Origin of the sequence: uncultured Streptococcus sp., from assembly GCF_963516515.1 — a bacterium.
GTDB lineage: Bacteria > Bacillota > Bacilli > Lactobacillales > Streptococcaceae > Streptococcus.
The window spans coordinates 1-19,405 of sequence record NZ_CAUQCJ010000024.1 but is presented as its reverse complement, the minus strand read 5'-3'; the positions used below and the strand labels follow the sequence as shown (position 1 = coordinate 19,405).

At 36.0% G+C, this 19,405-nt stretch carries 20 protein-coding genes and 2 pseudogenes; 2 read left to right on the top strand and 20 right to left on the bottom strand.

Going from position 1 to position 19,405, the window contains the following annotated elements; genetic code table 11:
* Positions 1-10 precede the first annotated feature (10 nt).
* From mnmG to RYL77_RS05975, 8 genes are all read right to left on the bottom strand, one after another.
* Positions 11-1,924, bottom strand: a complete 1,914-nt coding sequence (gene mnmG / locus RYL77_RS06010) for a tRNA uridine-5-carboxymethylaminomethyl(34) synthesis enzyme MnmG (RefSeq protein WP_315010568.1) — start codon at positions 1,922-1,924, stop codon at positions 11-13.
* Positions 1,914-2,342, bottom strand: coding sequence for an NUDIX hydrolase (locus tag RYL77_RS06005; protein WP_125420486.1), 429 nt, complete (start codon positions 2,340-2,342; stop codon positions 1,914-1,916). The genes mnmG and RYL77_RS06005 overlap by 11 nt, the downstream gene beginning before the upstream one ends.
* A gap of 11 nt (positions 2,343-2,353) precedes the next feature.
* Positions 2,354-2,809 (bottom strand): NUDIX hydrolase, encoded by a 456-nt coding sequence (locus RYL77_RS06000; protein WP_315010565.1) that lies wholly within the window; start codon positions 2,807-2,809, stop codon positions 2,354-2,356.
* Positions 2,810-2,949: 140 nt separating this feature from the next.
* On the bottom strand, positions 2,950-4,071 hold the full coding sequence (mnmA, locus tag RYL77_RS05995) for a tRNA 2-thiouridine(34) synthase MnmA (protein ID WP_315010563.1): 1,122 nt from the start codon (positions 4,069-4,071) through the stop codon (positions 2,950-2,952).
* Positions 4,072-4,443: 372 nt separating this feature from the next.
* Positions 4,444-4,659 (bottom strand): hypothetical protein, encoded by a 216-nt coding sequence (locus RYL77_RS05990; RefSeq protein WP_315010561.1) that lies wholly within the window; start codon positions 4,657-4,659, stop codon positions 4,444-4,446.
* A gap of 500 nt (positions 4,660-5,159) precedes the next feature.
* Positions 5,160-5,789, bottom strand: a complete 630-nt coding sequence (locus RYL77_RS05985; protein WP_315010560.1) for an ABC transporter ATP-binding protein — start codon at positions 5,787-5,789, stop codon at positions 5,160-5,162.
* On the bottom strand, positions 5,786-7,894 hold the full coding sequence (locus RYL77_RS05980) for a bacteriocin-associated integral membrane family protein (RefSeq protein WP_315010558.1): 2,109 nt from the start codon (positions 7,892-7,894) through the stop codon (positions 5,786-5,788). Before RYL77_RS05980 ends, RYL77_RS05985 begins: the two co-directional genes overlap by 4 nt.
* Positions 7,895-7,948: 54 nt before the next feature.
* Positions 7,949-8,233 (bottom strand): lactococcin 972 family bacteriocin, encoded by a 285-nt coding sequence (locus tag RYL77_RS05975; RefSeq protein ID WP_001230190.1) that lies wholly within the window; start codon positions 8,231-8,233, stop codon positions 7,949-7,951.
* A gap of 382 nt (positions 8,234-8,615) precedes the next feature.
* On the opposite strand from RYL77_RS05975, the gene RYL77_RS05970 reads away from it, so the two are divergent.
* Positions 8,616-9,494, top strand: a complete 879-nt coding sequence (locus RYL77_RS05970) for a helix-turn-helix transcriptional regulator (RefSeq protein WP_315010556.1) — start codon at positions 8,616-8,618, stop codon at positions 9,492-9,494.
* Here RYL77_RS05970 and RYL77_RS05965 read toward each other — a convergent pair.
* The 11 genes and pseudogenes from RYL77_RS05965 to RYL77_RS08980 form a co-directional block, all read right to left on the bottom strand.
* Positions 9,405-9,599, bottom strand: a pseudogene (locus RYL77_RS05965) (hypothetical protein); the annotation flags it as partial. The gene RYL77_RS05970 and the pseudogene RYL77_RS05965 overlap by 90 nt on opposite strands.
* A 4-nt stretch (positions 9,600-9,603) precedes the next feature.
* Entirely contained in the window at positions 9,604-10,191 is a 588-nt protein-coding gene (locus RYL77_RS05960; protein ID WP_315010554.1) for a hypothetical protein, read from the bottom strand.
* Positions 10,192-10,575: 384 nt separating this feature from the next.
* Complete coding sequence (locus RYL77_RS05955; RefSeq protein WP_315010552.1) at positions 10,576-11,181, bottom strand: XRE family transcriptional regulator; 606 nt, start codon at positions 11,179-11,181, stop codon at positions 10,576-10,578.
* Between the two features lie 272 nt (positions 11,182-11,453).
* Positions 11,454-12,050, bottom strand: coding sequence for a response regulator transcription factor (locus RYL77_RS05950; RefSeq protein WP_315010550.1), 597 nt, complete (start codon positions 12,048-12,050; stop codon positions 11,454-11,456).
* Positions 12,031-13,377, bottom strand: coding sequence for an ATP-binding protein (locus RYL77_RS05945; protein WP_315010548.1), 1,347 nt, complete (start codon positions 13,375-13,377; stop codon positions 12,031-12,033). The genes RYL77_RS05950 and RYL77_RS05945 overlap by 20 nt, the downstream gene beginning before the upstream one ends.
* 308 nt (positions 13,378-13,685) lie before the next feature.
* Positions 13,686-15,704: an FtsX-like permease family protein gene (locus tag RYL77_RS05940; protein ID WP_315010546.1), complete on the bottom strand. Its 2,019-nt coding sequence runs from the start codon at positions 15,702-15,704 to the stop codon at positions 13,686-13,688.
* 10 nt (positions 15,705-15,714) lie between these two features.
* Positions 15,715-16,449: an ABC transporter ATP-binding protein gene (locus RYL77_RS05935; protein ID WP_070482337.1), complete on the bottom strand. Its 735-nt coding sequence runs from the start codon at positions 16,447-16,449 to the stop codon at positions 15,715-15,717.
* Between the two features lie 857 nt (positions 16,450-17,306).
* A complete protein-coding gene (locus RYL77_RS05925; protein WP_315010544.1) occupies positions 17,307-17,714 on the bottom strand; it encodes a hypothetical protein in 408 nt (135 codons plus the stop codon).
* Positions 17,715-17,763: 49 nt separating this feature from the next.
* Positions 17,764-17,940 (bottom strand): hypothetical protein, encoded by a 177-nt coding sequence (locus RYL77_RS05920; RefSeq protein WP_235219629.1) that lies wholly within the window; start codon positions 17,938-17,940, stop codon positions 17,764-17,766.
* 159 nt (positions 17,941-18,099) lie between these two features.
* Positions 18,100-18,237: a hypothetical protein gene (locus RYL77_RS05915; protein WP_235219630.1), complete on the bottom strand. Its 138-nt coding sequence runs from the start codon at positions 18,235-18,237 to the stop codon at positions 18,100-18,102.
* A gap of 15 nt (positions 18,238-18,252) precedes the next feature.
* A pseudogene (locus RYL77_RS08980) lies at positions 18,253-18,330 on the bottom strand (hypothetical protein); the annotation flags it as partial.
* Between RYL77_RS08980 and RYL77_RS05910 the strand changes: the two are divergent.
* Positions 18,296-18,448, top strand: a complete 153-nt coding sequence (locus RYL77_RS05910) for a hypothetical protein (protein ID WP_235219631.1) — start codon at positions 18,296-18,298, stop codon at positions 18,446-18,448. The pseudogene RYL77_RS08980 and the gene RYL77_RS05910 overlap by 35 nt on opposite strands.
* A gap of 522 nt (positions 18,449-18,970) precedes the next feature.
* Here the strand turns inward: RYL77_RS05910 and RYL77_RS05905 are convergent.
* A partial coding sequence (locus RYL77_RS05905; RefSeq protein ID WP_315010541.1) for a peptidoglycan-binding protein LysM occupies positions 18,971-19,405 on the bottom strand: 435 nt, incomplete at its 5' end.

Genomic DNA, 19,405 nt, shown 5'->3' with positions numbered 1-19,405 from the left:
CTGTTTTTCTCTATGCTTTCTTTTCTTGATTTTTAGAAATACTACGATTTTTACCTTCAAGATACACCATCAAAATAGAAATATCTGCTGGGTTTACTCCCGAAATACGGCTGGCTTGGCCGATGGTTTCTGGATTGATGAGTTTGAACTTCTGACGGGCTTCTGTCGCGATAGAATCAATGTCATCCCAATCAATATTGGCTGGAATACGTTTTTCTTCCATGCGTTTCATCTTGGCAACCTGGTCCATGGCTTTGGAAATATAGCCTTCGTACTTGATTTCTGTTTCAATCAATTCGATAATCTTGTCATCCAAGTCCTCTGCAGCTGGTCCGATGAAGGCCACCACATCTTGATAAGAAACTTCTGGACGGCGAAGGAATTCCTTGGCTGTCACTGCATCTGTCAACGGCTTGAAGCCCATCTCCTCAACCTTAGCATTGGTTTCCTTGACTGGCTTGAGTTTGATACTGTCTAGGCGCTTCATCTCATTGTCAAATTGATTTTTCTTGATTTCAAAGCGAACCCAGCGTTCATCGTCCACAAGTCCAATCTCGCGTCCAATCTCTGTCAAACGCATATCGGCATTGTCATGACGGAGGATGAGACGGTACTCAGCACGACTGGTCAAGAGACGGTAAGGTTCAATGGTTCCCTTGGTCACCAAGTCATCAATCATGACCCCGATATAACCGTCACTGCGCTTCAAAATCAACTCAGGTTTACCTTGGATTTTCAGAGCCGCATTGATGCCAGCGATAATCCCTTGGCCTGCTGCCTCTTCGTAACCTGACGTTCCATTGGTCTGACCAGCAGTGAATAGACCTGAGATTTTCTTGGTTTCCAGAGTCGCACGCAACTGATGAGGCAAGACCATATCGTACTCGATGGCATAACCTGTTCGCATCATCTCTGCATTTTCCAAACCTTTGATAGAATGAACCAGCTCACGTTGGACATCCTCAGGCAGACTAGTTGATAGACCTTGGACATAGACTTCCTCTGTATTGCGCCCTTCTGGCTCTAGGAAGAGTTGGTGGCGTTCCTTGTCCGCAAAGCGCACAATCTTGTCCTCAATCGACGGACAGTAACGAGGTCCCACTCCCTTGACCACACCTGTAAACATAGGCGCACGGTGGAGGTTATTTTGGATAATCTCATGACTGGTACCATTGGTATAGGTCAACCAGCATGGCACCTGGTCTTTGACATAATCCTCATCACGTGAAGTGTATGAGAAATGATTAGGCGCTTCGTCTCCTGGCTGAATCTCTGTCACATCGTAGTTGATTGAAGAAGCCTTGACACGTGGGGGCGTTCCTGTCTTGAAACGACCGATTTCGAGGCCCAGTTCCTTGAGATTGTCAGCAAGGTTAATAGAAGCCAAGCTGTGGTTAGGACCTGATGAATACTTAAGGTCTCCAATGATAATTTCCCCACGGAGAGCAGTCCCTGTCGTCACGATAACAGCCTTAGCAGCATACTCTTGATGGGTCGCTGTACGCACACCGACAACCTTACCATCTTCCACCAAAATCTCATCAATCATGGTTTGACGAAGGGTCAGATTTTCTTGATTTTCAACTGTCTTGCGCATTTCCTTCGAGTAAAGTTCCTTATCAGCCTGCGCACGAAGGGCACGGACAGCTGGACCCTTCCCTGTGTTGAGCATCTTCATCTGGATGTAAGTCTTGTCAATGGTCTTAGCCATCTCGCCACCGAGGGCATCGACTTCACGCACGACAATCCCCTTGGCAGAACCACCGATAGAAGGATTACAAGGCATGAAAGCCAGCATTTCAATGTTGATGGTCGCAAGCAAGACCTTACAGCCCATACGGCTGGCAGCCAAGGAAGCCTCAACCCCAGCGTGTCCCGCACCAATTACAATAATATCGTATTCTTCTGTAAAATTATAAGTCATTTCTTAACCTTTCAAAAATTTCTCGTAAATAAGGAACTAACTTCTCCTCCTCTAGAGCTTGAGCCATAGTAACCCATTTAAAGTGTGTATGCTCTTCAGGATCTAATCTGATAATTGGCTTCTCCCCAACCCACTCTGCTTTATAAACTAAGCGAGTAAAGACAGTATCCTTAGAAGTATCCAGTTGACTATCTTCGTGAAGAAGTTTGAGCGAACTGCTATCTAGTCTAACTCCCGCTTCTTCAATACATTCTCTAAGAGCACCATCTCGCGGAAGTTCACCCTTTTCAACCCCGCCACCAGGAATATCCCAGTAAGTTGGATAAACGTTGGGTTGTCCTCTTTTAATTTCCGAACGCTGAATGAGCAAATAATCATCACCACTATGAACAAGTACATGGGCAATAAGCTTAACCATCCCTTTCTCTCCTATTCCTCAAGATGAATGTGTCTTAGTTGACCGTCCCAATCTGGTAGGGCTGTTTTTAAAAATGCTGGAACTAGATTGATACCCTCAAGCTTGTCTATGTCAATCCATTCACAGGGCTGTCTTTTCTCATCTTCCTGCATGGTCAATGGGGCATCTTCAAGTAAGTCTACCAAATAATGAAATTCAATGTTGTGATAGGAAACACCGTCCTGTTCAAAACAATTTTCAACTACGAAAGCTAGCTGTCCAGCTTGAGCTTTTACACCCAGTTCTTCCCTCACTTCACGGACTACCGCGTCTTCCGTGCTTTCATTGACTTGAATCGCACCGCCAATAGTGTAATACTTGCCCTTATCTTTGGTAACTAGGAGCTTGCGATTTTGGACAATCAAAGCTGTCGCCCGAACGCCAAAAACCGTATTGTCTACTTTTGTCCGAAAGTCTTGTTGAGTCATTTTTATCCTTTCCCTTAAACGACACAAAAACAGTCAAAACTCCAAAGAAGTGCAGGACAAAAAAGCCTGCAACATCCATGAGCTTTGACCATCATTTCTATTGCTTTTATTATTGTAGCAAATTGAGAAAATTTGTCAATCTAAATGTACTGACAAACTTGTCCATCTCGATAAGCATTGTCAATCAAGCCACCACCGAGACACTCATCGCCATCGTAAAAGACAACTGCCTGACCTGGTGTGATGGCGCGTTGTGGTTCCGCAAAGATGACCTCTGCCTTGTCTCCTTTGACATGGACGGTCACCTTAGAATCAGGCTGACGGTAGCGGAATTTAGCCGTACATTCTAGCGTAAACTCTTCTGGCATTTCACGAGTAAAGTGGACTTGACTGGCTTCTAGGCTGGTTGACATGAGCGAGTCATGGTAGAAACCTTGCCCTACATAGAGAATATTCTTGCTTAGGTCTTTCCCGACAACGAACCAAGGGGCATTGTCACCACCGTGTTGTCCACCGATACCGAGTCCGCCACGCTGACCAATCGTATAGTACATGAGGCCTGTATGCTCGCCCATATCGCGACCATCCACTGTCATCATGCGACCAGGCTGAGCTGGCAGGTAGTTGCTGAGGAAGTTTTTAAAGTTCTTTTCTCCGATAAAGCAAATCCCTGTCGAGTCTTTCTTCTTGGCAGTCGCAAGACCTGCTTCTTCTGCTAGTCTGCGTACTTCAGGCTTTTCCAAATGCCCCAGTGGGAACATGGTTTTTTGAAGTTGTTCTTGCGAAAGTTGGCTGAGGAAGTAGGTCTGGTCCTTGCCATTGTCCACGCCACGAAGCATGTGAACAGTGCCATCCTCATCACGCGACACTCGGGCATAATGCCCAGTCGCTACATAGTCTGCCCCCAAGGTCATGGCATAGTCCAAAAAGGCCTTGAACTTGATTTCCTTGTTGCACATAACATCTGGATTTGGCGTGCGTCCTGCACGGTATTCCGCTAGGAAATACTCGAAAACGCGGTCCCAGTACTCTTTTTCAAAATTGACAGAGTAGTAAGGAATGCCAATCTGGTCTGCCACCGCAGCCACATCCTTGTAATCTTCGGTCGCTGTACAGACGCCGTTTTCATCTGTGTCGTCCCAGTTCTTCATGAAGATACCAATCACATCGTAGCCCTGCTCCTTGAGAAGAAGAGCCGTCACCGACGAATCAACACCACCACTCATCCCCACGACAACACGTGTTTTAGAGTTATCACTCATGGTAAGTCTCCCATCTATTCGTTTATTTATACCCCTCAAAATTCTATTTACTATGACTTTCAATAGAATTTCTTCGAGTATAGTCTTTTCGTTTGCTTTTAGGACTAGGCAACGAGTCGCAGGCATAACTTGAGTTCGCTCAATCAGTCTGGGAGACTGATTGAGGTTATAAATCAGACAAGCTAAGCTTGCATCTCATTTCGAGTTAACGACGTAATAAAAGATAAACGAAACGACTAGTTCACGATTGAAGGTCGTGTGTGCTTTAACGATTGAAGGTCGCTTGAGCAGTATTCATTATAACATGCTTGGTTGGAGAAGACAAGAAAGAGGCTGATAATCTACCAACCTCTGATTTTATTGATAAAAACTTTAGTCATCATCGTCTCTATAAAAATATTTTCTATACACTCTTGATAATACCAAAATTAATGTCAATATCATACCAAGAGCTATAATAATAGAATTTATTAGATTTATTTTAGTATGTCCAATCACTAGTCCAATAATTGGGCTAGTAGACATGCTTAGATATAATAAAAATGACAAAAAATGACTTTCACCAATTCCTGCGAAAAAATGTTTCATGTAATGATTCTCCATTTGCTCCATTAAATCCGTTTTATTTTAGAGTAGCATAAAATAAGCAATCCTTCAATAAAATCCATTGACGAAATACTATTCTAAAGCATTGATAACTCAGATTTCTCAGAATAGAGCTGTCCAAACTATCGAACAGCTCAAACACACACATATCCATGCAATTCTACGTTTAGAATTACTATAGAATAAATGTTTTATGGGTATTCTAGGTCTTTGACTGCTTAAAATTTTACGTTCTGAAGGATTCTAAAGCTAGAATAGCTCAAAACAATGAGAACTTAAGTATTCGAAGCTTAAGAGTCATACGATTTCCATAGAAAGTATCTTTTTAGTACGTGTGGTTAGGAGGTAATTTTAGTGAATCTCCCAAAAACAACCAATTTCCTATTTTTATCAATCAAAAAATGTTGATAAATGAGTGTTTTAAAATTAAATTTTAAAGGTATCCTTAAATCTAAAGATTTTTGATAAGATTTCTGTATTTTTCACAATTCAATGATCCGATGACATTGTTGGGCTACATAAGCATCGTGGGTCACGATAATGACTGTTTCCCCCTCGCGATTCATCTCTAAGAGAAACTTCAAGACCAAATCTCTATTTTCAGGATCCAGCGAACCTGTTGGTTCATCGGCTAAAATCAGCTGACTGGGTTTTAAGATGGCTCTAGCAACTGCAATTCGTTGTTGTTCACCACCAGACAACTCGGAGACCTTTTGATGCAACGTAGCTGACAAACCTACTCTCTCTAAAATCTCTTCCACCTTTTTGAGCTTGTCTTTCTTGGACAATTTCACATATTTCAGCGCCAGCATGAGATTGTACTCGACCGTTTCATCATCAATCAGGGCAAAATTTTGAAACAGATAAGAGATATGTTCACGGATTATTGTTTGCGACTTAGCAGAATTAACCGCTAGATTTGTCTGACCAAAAATCTCATACCGTCCACTATATTCACCATCTATCAAACCTAATAAATTTAACAAGGTCGACTTGCCACTGCCACTTTTTCCAACGATGGCAACCAAATCCCCCTGATCAATCCTGAGAGATAAGTTATCCAAAATCACTTTTCCCCCAATGGTTTTGGTAATATTTTTCAACTCAATCATAAGATGCCCCCTTTCAATAACTCTACTAGACTTCTTTTCTCCATCCTAGAAGCCAAGACTAGCACAAATAGTATATCCAGACATGTAAAGCCTGCAAACAGCAGGAGTGGCAAGAGCGCATGGGCAAAGAAAATCAATACTAGAAGAGGGAGACTATAGCCCAACAAGAGCAGAACTAGAAGAGGGCGGTAGCGATCGACCAGTTTCCACCCCATAAATTTCTTGGTAATGATGTCCCTGCGCTTCAATAAGAAAGTTGTTACTAGTAAGAAGTAGGAAATCATCATGCTAAGGAGACCAAACAAAGCAAAGAGTATATTAAGATTTCGAACTGCATCTCGATAAGAATCTACTTTCTCTTGTTGAATGGCTTGAAGCGATGAAAATTTTAAATAATTCCCATCTGATAATTTCTCAACTAACTCCGTAATCACTTTTTGATTTTGTTCTGTATTTTCAACTTTCATAGGATTGTTTAAACTTGTCGTTGACAAGCGAGTCTTTTCTTCCCACATCATGTCTTGATCATTTACCAGACTAATGATTGGATTGTGGAGATTTTCCTTTCGCTCATTATTATAAGGGAAGAAAGACCAATCTCCTTCATAGTAGGCAATTTCTACATCCATATCTTCTATTGTTTGCTTTTGCTGATCTTCATACCTCATAGAAAGATAGGCTATGGATTTTCCCAAGAACTGATTCTTACCTTCTTGTCCTTTAGCACTGGCTGGCATCAAAATAACTTTTTTAGTGCTGGTATCTGGTAACTTGAATCCCTTGCTCTTTAGAAAATTGCTATTAGCATAGTAAACATCTACCTTATCAGGCAGTTGGTACTGCTGTACTTGTTCAGCTTTGATGACTGGTTTGATAGGAAGACTCGCACTTCGCACATAATTTACTTGTATTTTTGCTAGCAAATCTTGATAAAATTGGTAGAAATAATCTGTAGATTTCCCTGACCCTGCTAGCTCTTCTTGCCACAGGTTATCATTGAGTTGGAAGGTTTCTAAGGTCAAGTAATTCCCTTGGCTTACCCACTGTTGCTGATAAGCAAGTTCTTTGTTTTCTTGTTCTAAACTTCTGCCTACCCCAATCAGTAAAACCGTCAATAAAATGGTGGTTCCAATTTTCATCACATAATTGAAGATAAGACCAAGTTTGACAGATGAAAAACCTTTCAACATGGAACTGACTGTCATTTTCTGAATCATCAGGTAGGTCAGCCAACTGATGAACAAATACAACTGTAAAAGCAGAAATTGGGATAAGAGTAAACTTGGGAACAGAAGTTTTGGCCTGTAGTCCAACACTAAAAATAGTCCCAAGTCAATGACAAGACTTCCACCCAAGAGAAGATAAAAATTAGTCTTTACAAAACCAGCTAAAATCGCTCCGCTTTGAAAACCAAGTAACTTTTGAACCCCCACTCGTTTCATCTCCATCATCGGCTGATAAACTGTTACTAACACAAGAAGTAAAATAGCCAAGACAAAAACAATGGCAGATAAAAGCAAATCTCGATTTATGACTTCCACTGCACTTTTATAGGTAGGCTCTAGCAAAGTAGCCTGGTCTATCTTGAAAAAATCGCTCCATTTCTGTACAATCCTATCCTTATCCATCTCTTGTGTAGAAGTTATCGTATAGCGACCATTTAAACTACGAGATGTATCCTTGATATAGGTTTGAAAAGTTATAAGCTGAATAGGCTTGGCTTTTAGAAAGGTCGGTATCGTACCAAGTTTATTAGAAATTTTTTTATTACTGTAGACTCCTTCACCATCTGTGGTAAAATCAAGAGAAGAAATCCCAAACTCTTGGTAGGGGAAGGTATCTTTATCAAAAACACCAGACTTGATTACCTCATCACCACTGTCTGTTTTGATGATGGAGACTTTGTACTCCTTTGATACATCCTCAAAAAATCGAAGAACAGACGCTGCAGGTTCGTTAATATCTTTCAAATACAAATCCAAAGAATCTACAGTCTTTCCCATTTCCCGAATCCGAACCGCTTCACGTGTGTAGTTTACATTAAAAACAAAAAAAGTGGTACACAGCAACAGCAGAAACATACAAAGATGACTGATTTTTTTCATAAAAGTACCTCCACTAAAGTTTTCCCTCTCCTAATAGGAGAGGGAAAATTTCACTTAAAATCCATAGAAATATTCTAATCCTGTTGGCGGAATTTTATTAAGGGAAGCTTGAGCCCAAACCTCGGGATCTTCACGATCCTTAGAGATTCTACCTCCATGCTTGACAGTTGCTGTATGAGATCGAGTAGAATGTAAATAATCAGAATATCCAAAAGTTCCTGTCCAACCTACTCCATAGTTCCATTGACCACCATCAACCCATTCTGCTAAAGCATTTGTAGTAGCAAGTATACCACATACCATTAAAGATGCAACACCAATTCTAACTAATTTTCTCATGATTTATTTCTCCTATTATCGAGAGCTGTTCCGTAAAAACAGCTATAGTAATTTATCAACAAGTATCGTAGTCCATTGGACACACCTTCCTTTCATTTTTACAACTAGCGCATTATATCGGCCATTTCCATGGGAAAACCGTAGCAATGCTGAATAAGAAAGCAAGAACAACTAAAAAGCGAAAAACTTTTTTATTCATACTCTTTCCCTCCTATCTGTATTTTGTATCTATAGTATACCTCTTCTTTACTCTATTTTAAAATTAGTTAACTTTTTTCACACATTATTTTAGTTTTCTTTTTTACTATTCCTGTTACTATGATACAATATTTTTAATAGGATTTTATTATTTGTTAACTTTTTTCACGAAAAGGAGAAAATTATGCGTTATGATTTCGGAAAGGTCTACAAAGAAATACGCGAGTCAAAAGGATTAACCCAAGAAGAGGTCTGTGGGGGTGTTATCTCAAGAACTAGCTTATCAAAGATTGAAAGCGGCAAGGCAACTCCCAAATATGAAAATATGGAATTTCTTCTCCGTCAAATCAATATGAGTTTTGAAGAGTTTGACTATATCTGCCATCTCTATCAACCGAGCCAACGAACAGAAATCATGCAAACTTATCTTAATATGAGTTCTATCATTGGCAGCAGTGGTCTAGTTGATTTTTTTGAAACATGCCAAAACTATCTCAAGACCCATCATGACCTCCCTATAGAAGAGATCAGGGATATGCTGGAAGTTGTCATTCATATCCGTCAACATGGTACAGAGCAACTATCAGACCAAGTGAAACAGACTATCCAAAAACTGTGGGAAAAAATTGAAAAACAAGATACATGGTATGAAAGTGACCTAAAAATCCTCAATACCATCCTTTTCAGCTTTCCCATTGAACACCTCCATCTCATCACTGGAAAAATCTTGCAACGCTTAGAAGTCTATAAAAACTATCAACATTTATATGACTTGCGAATGACAATTCTATTAAACCTTTCCACACTCTATCTATACAATCAAGATAAAAACATGTGTAAGCAAATCTGCTATACTTTACTAGAGGATGCCAAGAAAAAGAAGCACTACGATAGGCTTGCTATCTGCTATGTCCGTATTGGGATTTGTACAGACGATTCTAAACTTATCCAAAAAGGGTTCTCCCTTCTGGAGCTAACCGATGAAACTTCTATGCTGTCTCATCTCAAAAAAGAAGTAGAAACCTATTATCAAGCGAAGGAAAGAAAAAAACTTAGCTTCTAAATAAAACCACACAGTGATTTCAGCCTTGGACACAATCAAGTTGAAAGAAACACTGTGTGGTTTTTGAATTTTTGAACGTTCAGAGATTAGCTTTTTGAGCAATTGTCTATCAGAATGTTCTTTTATCTGTTAATAATCCTAGAAAATCTTGTCTTTTCAAGTCTGAGAATTGTTTGGTAGAAAGACTTCCTTTTTGAAGTCCATCATCTCTAACCTGTAAATAATAGCTATGTTGGCTTGTTTTAATTGTCAAAAAATCGCCAAATATAAAAACTTTTTTCCAGTTGCGAATCTCAAATTCTTTCATCTCTGATTTTGGAATGCGGATAAGTCCTTGCCGCAAATCACGATGGTGCTCACTTGTGAAAGTCATCCCATTTCCAAGATTTCTTATCAGTAGTTCATCTGGAGTCACCATCACCAGCGCTATTTTAGTTAAGAAAATTTCAACTGTTGGTGGTAAAATCGCCAAATTAAACCAAGGATGTAGGTAACGATAAGCTAAGAAATAATGAGGCTCCTCACCCAATCCTAGTTGTTTATATAAGGCCTTGACCTCACTATCTAACCTCGCTTCAAAAGACACATCCGAATGCTCTTCTTCCTTCCTCTGATTAACATAACTCACCCAAACTAGGAAACCTATAAAGACTAGGACAAATAGTCCTGATAAGATATATTTTAAATTGTAGTTCATTACTTAACCTCCTGATTCACTACTCCACCTAAAGCAGAGGCCTATTTATTTTTAAAATAGTGCCATAACAACTTTAAATAAGACGGGTGTCATCAAAATGAGGATGATTCCTATCACAAATATCATGACTACTCGAAAAAGTTCCTTATTTTTAAACATTTTTCCACCCCTTTTCTAGCTACATCATAATTCTTAACCAAATACAAAGTTAAGAATACCGTTTTTGGTAGCGTTTACATAACTCGTTTCACCTATATTATAAATCAACATATATAACCTGTCAAGCAATTAAAGCAACATATTAGATATTTTCAAAAAGAAGAATTATAATTATATTTTCACACATAAAAAAGATAGCTTCTGCTATCCTCATACATTCTCTGACTACTTATCCATCAGATATTTTTCTACCTTGAGTGCCATAACTTCATTATTTTCAATTAGATAGAGCACCTTAGCTTTCATATAATAGTCCTTAGCAACAGAGATATCAAGATCCTCTGTTACATTTCCCAACAAACAATATAAATCTGCTAACCTAAAGCTACTATGATATTTGTTACAAAATTCAATCATCTCCAATAATAGCGCTCTGGACTTGTCCATCTCCTCCTGTTTCCAAAGGTGGTAACAATAATTGTATTTTATTTTGATATACAACTCAATTTGTTCACGCACACTGGTATCGATTTTTGAAAGGGCTACGGAAACCTGTTCATATAGTTGTTCAAATTTCTCCTTATCCTCATCATAGCCTAAGAAAATCAGCAGGGTATTCAAAATATATAAGTAGTCCACTTTATCAATACTAATCCTACTGAGGATGTCCTCTATTTTTGAAATAGCTAGGTTTAATTGGTGTTCACATTGATAGGTTAGAATAGCATCTATCCAGTCTAGATAAATCTTTTCATCAAAAGATAAGGAAGTCTGTTGCTTTCTTTCTCCCTCAAAAACATATTTCAAAGAGGCATAATCTTGATTTTCCAACCTATATAAACTTTTATTTCTATGTAAAGGATTTTTTAAAAAAGGGTAAGTAATAATCACTTTCGCAACCATACTCACTCAAGTTTAGGATGCCTATAATTAACTCACTATTTCAACTATTTCATATAAGATTTATTCTTATGGATAAAAGATTTTGTAAAATGGGTAGAATCAAAATAATGACATCAATTATCAAAGTAACAAATGGTTCATCAAAGAATTTAGATTGAGATTTCTAATTAATAAACAAATAGAGCCACGAACCTTATTCATCATTCGGGCGAGAAGTAACCTAGTTGCTCCGCAACATGAATAGCCTCCTGTCTATTAGATACTCCTAATTTTGAAAATATACTTGCAAGATGATTTGAAACAGTTCTCTTACTCACATAGACTTTTTCACAAATATCATCTATGGTCAGACCATTTCGGACTAGTTCTAACATCTCTATTTCCCGGGAAGTCAAGATATCTACTACTACTTCATCTGAAAAAATCTTTCCTCCCTGATAAATCCTTAGCAAGTTTTGAAGTAATTCCTCTGGACCAATACTCTTATCCAAAAAGCCCCAGGCCCCCATTATCTTAGCACGATACTCATACATTTTTTTACTATATCCAGTTAAGATAACAATTTTAGCAGAACATCCATTTTTAATAATCGTTTGAGCTAAAGATAGCCCATCCTCCTGATACAAACTAGTCAAGTTTATGTCAATCAGAATAATGTCATATTCATCATAAGGAAAATCCAAGACAGAAGAAAAATCATCCATCAAATCTACCCTTTCAATATCCTCTGATAATTCCAAAATCAGTTTAATACTCTGACTAAACAATTTATGATCATCAATCAACAAAATTTTCATAACATAGCTCCTTATCAATCGGTAGTTCAATAACAATACGAAAAATACCATTCTCATTTAAAGTATCCATTTTACCACCTAAAATACTTAATTTATTTGCCATATTTTTCAAGCCATATCCCAGAGAATGATCTTTGGTAGAAATCGATTTATTTTCAGAAACTATAAAAATAACATCCTGTTTTATCTTGATTTCTAAAGAAATCTCTCCTTCTTGTGAATATTTAACCGCATTAGTAATTAACTCCTCAACAAAACGATAGACAATTTTATCATAGGGTGTCATTAAAGAAAATTTAGGTGGAAAATATACCACTACTGAACTTTCTTTATTATATCTTTTCTCAATCCTTTCGATAAGAGCCTGATATTTTTTTGATAGAGGCTCATCTACTTCACTCATAGGCTGGTAATAATCCATTCGTTCTCTGATTCGTTGCACCAGTTCTTCAGTAACAAGATTTATTTGATTCCCAAACATCTCATTTTGACTATAAGCATTGAAATTCTTAACAGCCATTACACTTTGTAAAATTTCATTATGAAGAAATTCTGAAAATTGCTGTTCTACAAACTCATTAGAAAGAAGATGATTAACCATTCTATTTCTCTTCAAAAATAGAATTTCCAGATAATCTTTCGCATTTCTCATATCAGATACGTGAAACAATCGAATACATTCTTCGGCAACAATAGCCATAATAAGCAGAACTATATTTAAAATTAAAAAACTTATATTCAAATCAAGTTGAAAACCAATAAACGAAAATAGTAATAATACTCCTATTAGGAAAATTAAGCGTGTAAAAGCCTTTAAATAAGAAAATTTTAATTCATCAATCTTCTTTTTAAAGGACGTAAATATCGTCTTGAAATGTAAAAAAGTTAGGATAGATAATACTTCAACATACCAAAACAAATTTAGAACACTCGCTCCTGTTGTATTAACATACGATACAATATAGGAAATAGGTAAGACAACCGACAAAATCATGACATTTCGTTTTTGATAAGTTAGCACTTTTCGCAACTCTATTTGATAAAAGAGTAATAAAATCAAAGGAACAAATGTAAGGAAAAAGGTTGTGAAAAGCGATAAGAATAGAAACAATGGAAAATGGATAAAGTAAGAAAAAGTGGTAATGATGGTTAAAGCTAGTGAAACATTCATCAATTCTTCCCCAATCTTCTCACCTAGTAAAATTATCGAAAGAGAACTATAAACCAATAAAAATGAATTAATTGGATTCAGTATGTCAAAAAAATGCAACAAAGTGTTACTTGTTCCTTGTTGAAAGATGGCTTGCCAACTGATCAAAGCTAGCAAAAAGATAGTCCATAATTTTAATTCACTATGTCGAAAGGTAGTAAAGTTACAAACATAGCTGGACACAATCAATAAAATCACAAGTATTACGGAGAACTTTTGCGTAAGACCACTTTCATAATAAATAGGAACTCTATAGTATATGTAGAACATCAAAATCAAGTGATTCAGCAAAGTTAATTGCCACAACCATAATGAATGATTAGAAATGATTTTTACAATTTTTTCATCATAATCATCTCCCTCTATTTTATAAGTATAGTATAGCATAAAACTAGGGTACTATTTAACAGTATCCTAGTTTTATCCTAATTTTGATCAAGAATATGCCAACTCACTTTATAGGTTATGACTAAGTAAATTAGAAAGAGAAGAGCTGCCACTCCTAGATAAGTCACATCAATAGTGATAGTTGTATTGGCAAAGTTTTCAAAGTAACCTAATAAGGACTTGCTTAGAGAAACCGCTAATGGAACAGCAAGTAGCAAGGGAACAAAGAAGTAACTTATAATTTGATGAATAAGTATTTTCTTATTTTGTTTTTTCTTATTTCCCAATAGATATAAGATACGATAATCATTAATGCTGTCTAGTGCACTAGTTGAGATTTGTAGAGATAAAATGCTAAGTGAAATAATAATAAACACAACACTAATAAATATCAATACTAGTACAATGACTCCCATAAATCCTATATAAAGCTCAGATAATCTCACCTTACTTTGATAAGTGAAGTCATTTAATTCTGTACCATCCACCGTAAAGTAATGCTTATCAACCCACTCTTTCATAAATGCTTCAATTTTTCTTTTATCAATATTTTCTTTATATTTAACCACATAAGTTGTAAAGTCTTCGTTTAATTCTTTAATAACTTTATCTGGTACAATAAGAGTCCCCGAATCATTTAATCCTACTGAAGAAAGAAAATAAACAGTATCTAATGGTTGGGATGATGCCAATTTTAAAGAATAACCGCCAATTGATAAATCTTTCTTTTGTAGTAAAAATTCTTGGATTTGTTTAATGGTTCCTTTGTAATTGGCATTTACTAGATAGCCATCATCAGCTAAGTCAATATCTTTTACACCTTGTAGTTTTCTTAGATGATTATAAGTTGAAATTCCTAAAATATGGACTTTTGAATCAGGTAACCCTTTATCGTGCTCCCATAACTGACTAGTATCTATGATATCTTTATAAGTCAGAACACTCGTAAAAGTTGAATAAACATAGTCTTCTTTTACGACATCAAAATCAAAGCCGTCTGCTTGTAATCTATCTTTTACACTCTCGTTTCCATAATGAAACTCATTACCTCTATATAAATTGGCTTGTAAATCATAAGGGGCATAACGATTCAACTCATGGTTCATGGTTGTGTATGAACTGCCACCAAACACTAGTAAACTAAGAGCCAAAGTCAAGGTCATAGATAGTACTGCTAGCGTTACAGAATTGCTGTCCGCTTGTTTGGAAAATTGGCGGATTTTAAATGAGTTTAATTTATTATAATAGAATGAAGATACTTTCTTAACAACTCCAAGTAAGAAATTACTTAAGGTGTTGTAAAATAAAATGACAAAGATCACTAAAATAGATACTAATAAAACTCCCCAGTTTTTCAAAATGGATAAGTGATGATAATCAGAAAAATAAATACTACCAGAGATGATAACAATACTTGAAATAATGAAAATTAACAATTGTAAAATAGAATTTTCTTTAATAATTCGTGATTTTTCAATGCCGTTTTCTTGAATTAAGCTAATGATTTGTTTCTTTCTAAATTTCAAAATGTCCATTAAACCAACTATTAAACTAGTTACCACATAGGAATAGCCCAACAGAGAGAGTGACTTAGGATCTAAAAAGAATAGATTTCCAAAATAATTTGCCATAAAAAACTCAGAAGCAATGTGAGCAAGTAAAATAAGTAAGATTAGCCCAAAAGTAAATCCTAGAACTAGAGCAAAGATATTTACTAACATCGTTTCAAAGAATAGCGTTCCGATAATTTGATATTTTTTCATTCCAAGTGTTGAATATAACCCGAGCTCTTTTTGTCGTCTTCCTAAAACAAAATTTGTAGAGTAAACAATAAGAAAGGCGACAGTACCGAGTATCAAATATGAAATAAGTCCCATGTACTGGCTCATGATTGTCGTCAACATTTCTTTCGCACCCGATAAGCTCTGCATGACAGGATGACTTGGAAGAGCATTAAAGGCGTACAAAAGACTATAAATCAAAGCAAGACTTAAAAAATAAATCGTATAGGTTTGTAAGTTTCTAAATACATTACGTAAAATTAACTTTGGGTACATAGCTCCCCTCCTATCTTGTTCGTCTGTATATTTCTTCTAGGTATAAGTCGTTTGATAGTCCATTCCGCTCAATATCATCGATAATCTGTCCATCACTGAGAAGAACCATTCGAGACGAATATTTAGCAGCAGCAGGATCGTGAGTAACTAGTAGAATAGTTATTTCAAACATTCGATTAATTTCTTGTAAGAGAGACATGAGATTTTCTGAGTTAGCAGAGTCAAGAGCTCCTGTCGGTTCATCTGCAATCAAGAGTTTGGAATCATCTATTAACGCTCTAGCTGTTGCGACACGTTGACGTTGCCCACCTGATAATTGATTTGGAAATTTATTTTTTAAATTTTGAATAGCTAATTTACCCAAAACATCATTAATTTTCTTTTGATATTTTCTAATGGATTTTCCTTGAATTTGAAGTGGTAAAATTACGTTTTCATAAACTGTTAAGGTCTCTACCAGATTATAAGATTGAAAAATATAAGAGATATTCTTAGCGCGATAATCGGCTAATTGGCTTTCTTTTGCTTGAATCATATCAAAATCTTCAAAAACAATACTGCCCGAATCAGGTTTATCAATAGTGGATATACAATTCAATAAAGTTGTCTTTCCACTACCACTAGCCCCCATAATGGCTAAAAATTCACCCTTATTTACTGAAAGGTAAATATCAGATAAGGCATGGACTAAACTTTCGCCTTCTCCAAATGTCTTATTTAATCCTGTCACTACTAGTTGTGGCATTATCGTTTCCTCCATTTCTTTTATATAATCATTATAGCTTGTAGAAAAATCTATTTCATGAGTATTTCGTGCAGAATTGAGTCGTAATTGAGGCTTCTTGTCTTTTTCTAGGGCACAATAAAAACCAATACTCCTCAAGAGCATTGGTTAGAAATAATAGTGATAAAACCAATCTATACACTATTTTTTATCATTTCGTTTTTTCATAAAGTATACAATACCAATGATGACTACTCCTAGTACAAGTACAGGAGCATAAAATTCAAGCGTTCCAATAATTCCTTCCATCCGATCCTCCTTTATCAAGGTTCAATCAACCTCTTTTAATAACTCTTCTTTTAGCTGGCTTGATAATATCTTTACATCTGTTAATATTTTTTGTTCTATGTTTTTAATAATAAACAAAGGAAATCTATGTTTAGTTTCTAACAGTGAACATGATTTCTAGTACATCCATGAGAACATGTAAAGCATCGACTACATTTTCCAATCTAAGAGACTATCTCCTGAATTAAAAAGTACGAACCTATTCAACTGCTCTTCAACACTAATATTATCACTAAAAAATTTCAGCTAGTTTTAGATATATCACACATAATGTATTCCTCCTTTTTCCATAATTTTAACAAATTTTAGAACATTTAAAATGAGTAATTTGTGCACTTTTTAAATATCTCTGCTATTTAGATACACAAATTTTTCTTTATTTAAGCAATTAATAAACTTATCAAATCTAAATATTACCTCTTCGTAACTATCGCCCTCTAATTCTATATGGATTCTTAACTCATTCAACTCTCTCTCAACAACATCAATGCAAATTTTATCGGTTATATTCAATTTTGAAAGATTTAACTTCATTTCTTGCTTGTTTTCAACTGATACTCAATGAAAATCAAAAAGCAAACTAGGAAACTAGCCGCAGGCTGTACTTGAGTACGGCAAGGCAACGTTGACGTGGTTTGAATTTGATTTTCGAAGAGTATGAAACCAGTAAATGTTCTGCTACTTGATTTACCGACGCCATCTAATTTATTTGAAAAACATGATAGATTTTTTGTTACATATTTTTCCACGCAACCAGTTTCAGATGGTATTTTAAATAAACTAATATGCTCTGAAATAGCAGACATATTAAAAATAGGATCTGCCCCTCTAGGTCTAACAACTTTACTTTCTTTTAGTTTTTGAAATCCATTTTCCTGAGCATAAGAATAAAACTGTTTGATAATTTCAATTGTAACATGATGAAATTTTAAATACAAATTAATAAACCAAAAGATACAGATTATATATAAACAATGACTAGATAGGTTATTTTTGAAAACCTATCCCTTCTTCTTTTAAAATTTTCTTACTCAAACGATTGATAAACTTATTCACTTTAAATACGATATTCTCATATCTATCGCTCTCTAATGCTATCTGTATACTTAACTCATTCAACTCCTTCTCAGCAACATCAATGCCAATTTCCTCAGTTATATTCATTTTTTAAAGATTCAACTTCATTTTTTGCTTGTTTTCAATTGAAGACAACAAATATTTTGCTACTTGATTTAATATTGATATTCTTTCTTGCAAAACATTAATTCTCAATTCAGACGCTACCAATTTATAAACTAGATTATCCTTAATTGTAATATAAGATTACTTCTCCGTATCCAGCTCAAGTAAAGTATACATTTCCTCAATCTTTTCCTTGATCATCTCCACAGTTGTTTTTCTGCGGAATGGAATAGTTTGATTTTCAGAGCTGAATTGGCGAATCAACGTTCTACCTTTCATATAGCGATTTTTCTCAGCATCATCTTTGTGATAGATATAGTAGGAGCTAGTTTCCCTGATGAATACCAAACTTGACCTTGATGTAAATGCCATCATCCACTACTTTTTCGATTTGATTGTACAAAGAATTGCTTTCATTGAAAATAATCAAATAGAAATTTCTATGGGCAATTTTACAGAATTTGAAAATCAAAGAAATAAAAAAGAGTAATATAAAAAATAACAAATTACTCCTTGAAAATTAATTGAATAAATTACTGATTAATCCTTTTTATATTTTTGATAAGTAAAGGGTTTATAAAAACTATCTCCTTGAATCAAATAGAAGCTAAGTTCTGTCCTTGCTCTCACTAGTATACTGCTGCTCAACATACAGCCCAACCAACATTTAACACATGTAATTCAAGCTCATCATCTGAATATTTACTAGTACTCAATGAAAATCAAAGAGCAAACTAGGAAACTAGCCGCAGGTTGCTCAAAGTACAGCGTTGAGGTTACAGATAAAGCTGACGTGGTTTGAAGAGATTTTCGAAGAGTATAGGTAGTTTGCACCAAGTTATAAAAATTACCAGAGGCTATCAAAAACTCAATTTCAGGAGAATATGAAGTAAATCTTCCCACAAAAAAACGCGTCATATCAAGATTTTTGTGAACACTTGATATGATGCGTTTTTCTAATTTTAAAGACTTTTTGCCCAACCTCTTTACATCTTATTCTGCTAGTTATTTCTTAATACCAGCCGTTATTAAGCCAGAAGTTTTTAGCGGCAGTCCATGAACCGTAACGTCCTGCAACATAAGCATCTGCTACACGTTCTTGGTTTTCAGCTGAGTAGTCACCGTTCAAGTATGAATCTGTCAATTGGTAACGTCCGATGTAACGTCCATTTGTAGCTGTGTAGCTACCGCCTGATTCTTTTTGAGCAATCCATTCTTTAGCCTCTGCTTCAGATCCGCTTACAGTTGCAGCTGGTGCTGAAGTTTCTGTTGAAGCTACTGTTTCTTCTGCTACTGGAGTTTCTACCACTGGAGCTGAAACAGTTTCATCTTGAGCAGCTGGTGCTGCATAAGTAGTTGGCGCTGGTGTTGCAGCTGGTGCTACAGGACCAGCGATAACCAACTCTTGACCAACATAAATCAAATGAATGTTGTCAATGTGGTTGTT

Bases quoted from the DNA above. Each gene is read 5' to 3' on its own strand.
- mnmG (WP_315010568.1), bottom strand. From the start codon at position 1,924: ATGACTTATAATTTTACAGAAGAATACGATATTATTGTAATTGGTGCG.
- RYL77_RS06005 (WP_125420486.1), bottom strand. From the start codon at position 2,342: ATGGTTAAGCTTATTGCCCATGTACTTGTTCATAGTGGTGATGATTAT.
- RYL77_RS06000 (WP_315010565.1), bottom strand. From the start codon at position 2,809: ATGACTCAACAAGACTTTCGGACAAAAGTAGACAATACGGTTTTTGGC.
- mnmA (WP_315010563.1), bottom strand. From the start codon at position 4,071: ATGAGTGATAACTCTAAAACACGTGTTGTCGTGGGGATGAGTGGTGGT.
- RYL77_RS05990 (WP_315010561.1), bottom strand. From the start codon at position 4,659: ATGAAACATTTTTTCGCAGGAATTGGTGAAAGTCATTTTTTGTCATTT.
- RYL77_RS05985 (WP_315010560.1), bottom strand. From the start codon at position 5,789: ATGATTGAGTTGAAAAATATTACCAAAACCATTGGGGGAAAAGTGATT.
- RYL77_RS05980 (WP_315010558.1), bottom strand. From the start codon at position 7,894: ATGAAAAAAATCAGTCATCTTTGTATGTTTCTGCTGTTGCTGTGTACC.
- RYL77_RS05975 (WP_001230190.1), bottom strand. From the start codon at position 8,233: ATGAGAAAATTAGTTAGAATTGGTGTTGCATCTTTAATGGTATGTGGT.
- RYL77_RS05970 (WP_315010556.1), top strand. From the start codon at position 8,616: ATGCGTTATGATTTCGGAAAGGTCTACAAAGAAATACGCGAGTCAAAA.
- RYL77_RS05960 (WP_315010554.1), bottom strand. From the start codon at position 10,191: ATGAACTACAATTTAAAATATATCTTATCAGGACTATTTGTCCTAGTC.
- RYL77_RS05950 (WP_315010550.1), bottom strand. From the start codon at position 12,050: ATGAAAATTTTGTTGATTGATGATCATAAATTGTTTAGTCAGAGTATT.
- RYL77_RS05940 (WP_315010546.1), bottom strand. From the start codon at position 15,704: ATGTACCCAAAGTTAATTTTACGTAATGTATTTAGAAACTTACAAACC.
- RYL77_RS05935 (WP_070482337.1), bottom strand. From the start codon at position 16,449: ATGCCACAACTAGTAGTGACAGGATTAAATAAGACATTTGGAGAAGGC.
- RYL77_RS05920 (WP_235219629.1), bottom strand. From the start codon at position 17,940: ATGAATATAACTGAGGAAATTGGCATTGATGTTGCTGAGAAGGAGTTG.
- RYL77_RS05915 (WP_235219630.1), bottom strand. From the start codon at position 18,237: ATGAAAGGTAGAACGTTGATTCGCCAATTCAGCTCTGAAAATCAAACT.
- RYL77_RS05910 (WP_235219631.1), top strand. From the start codon at position 18,296: ATGAATACCAAACTTGACCTTGATGTAAATGCCATCATCCACTACTTT.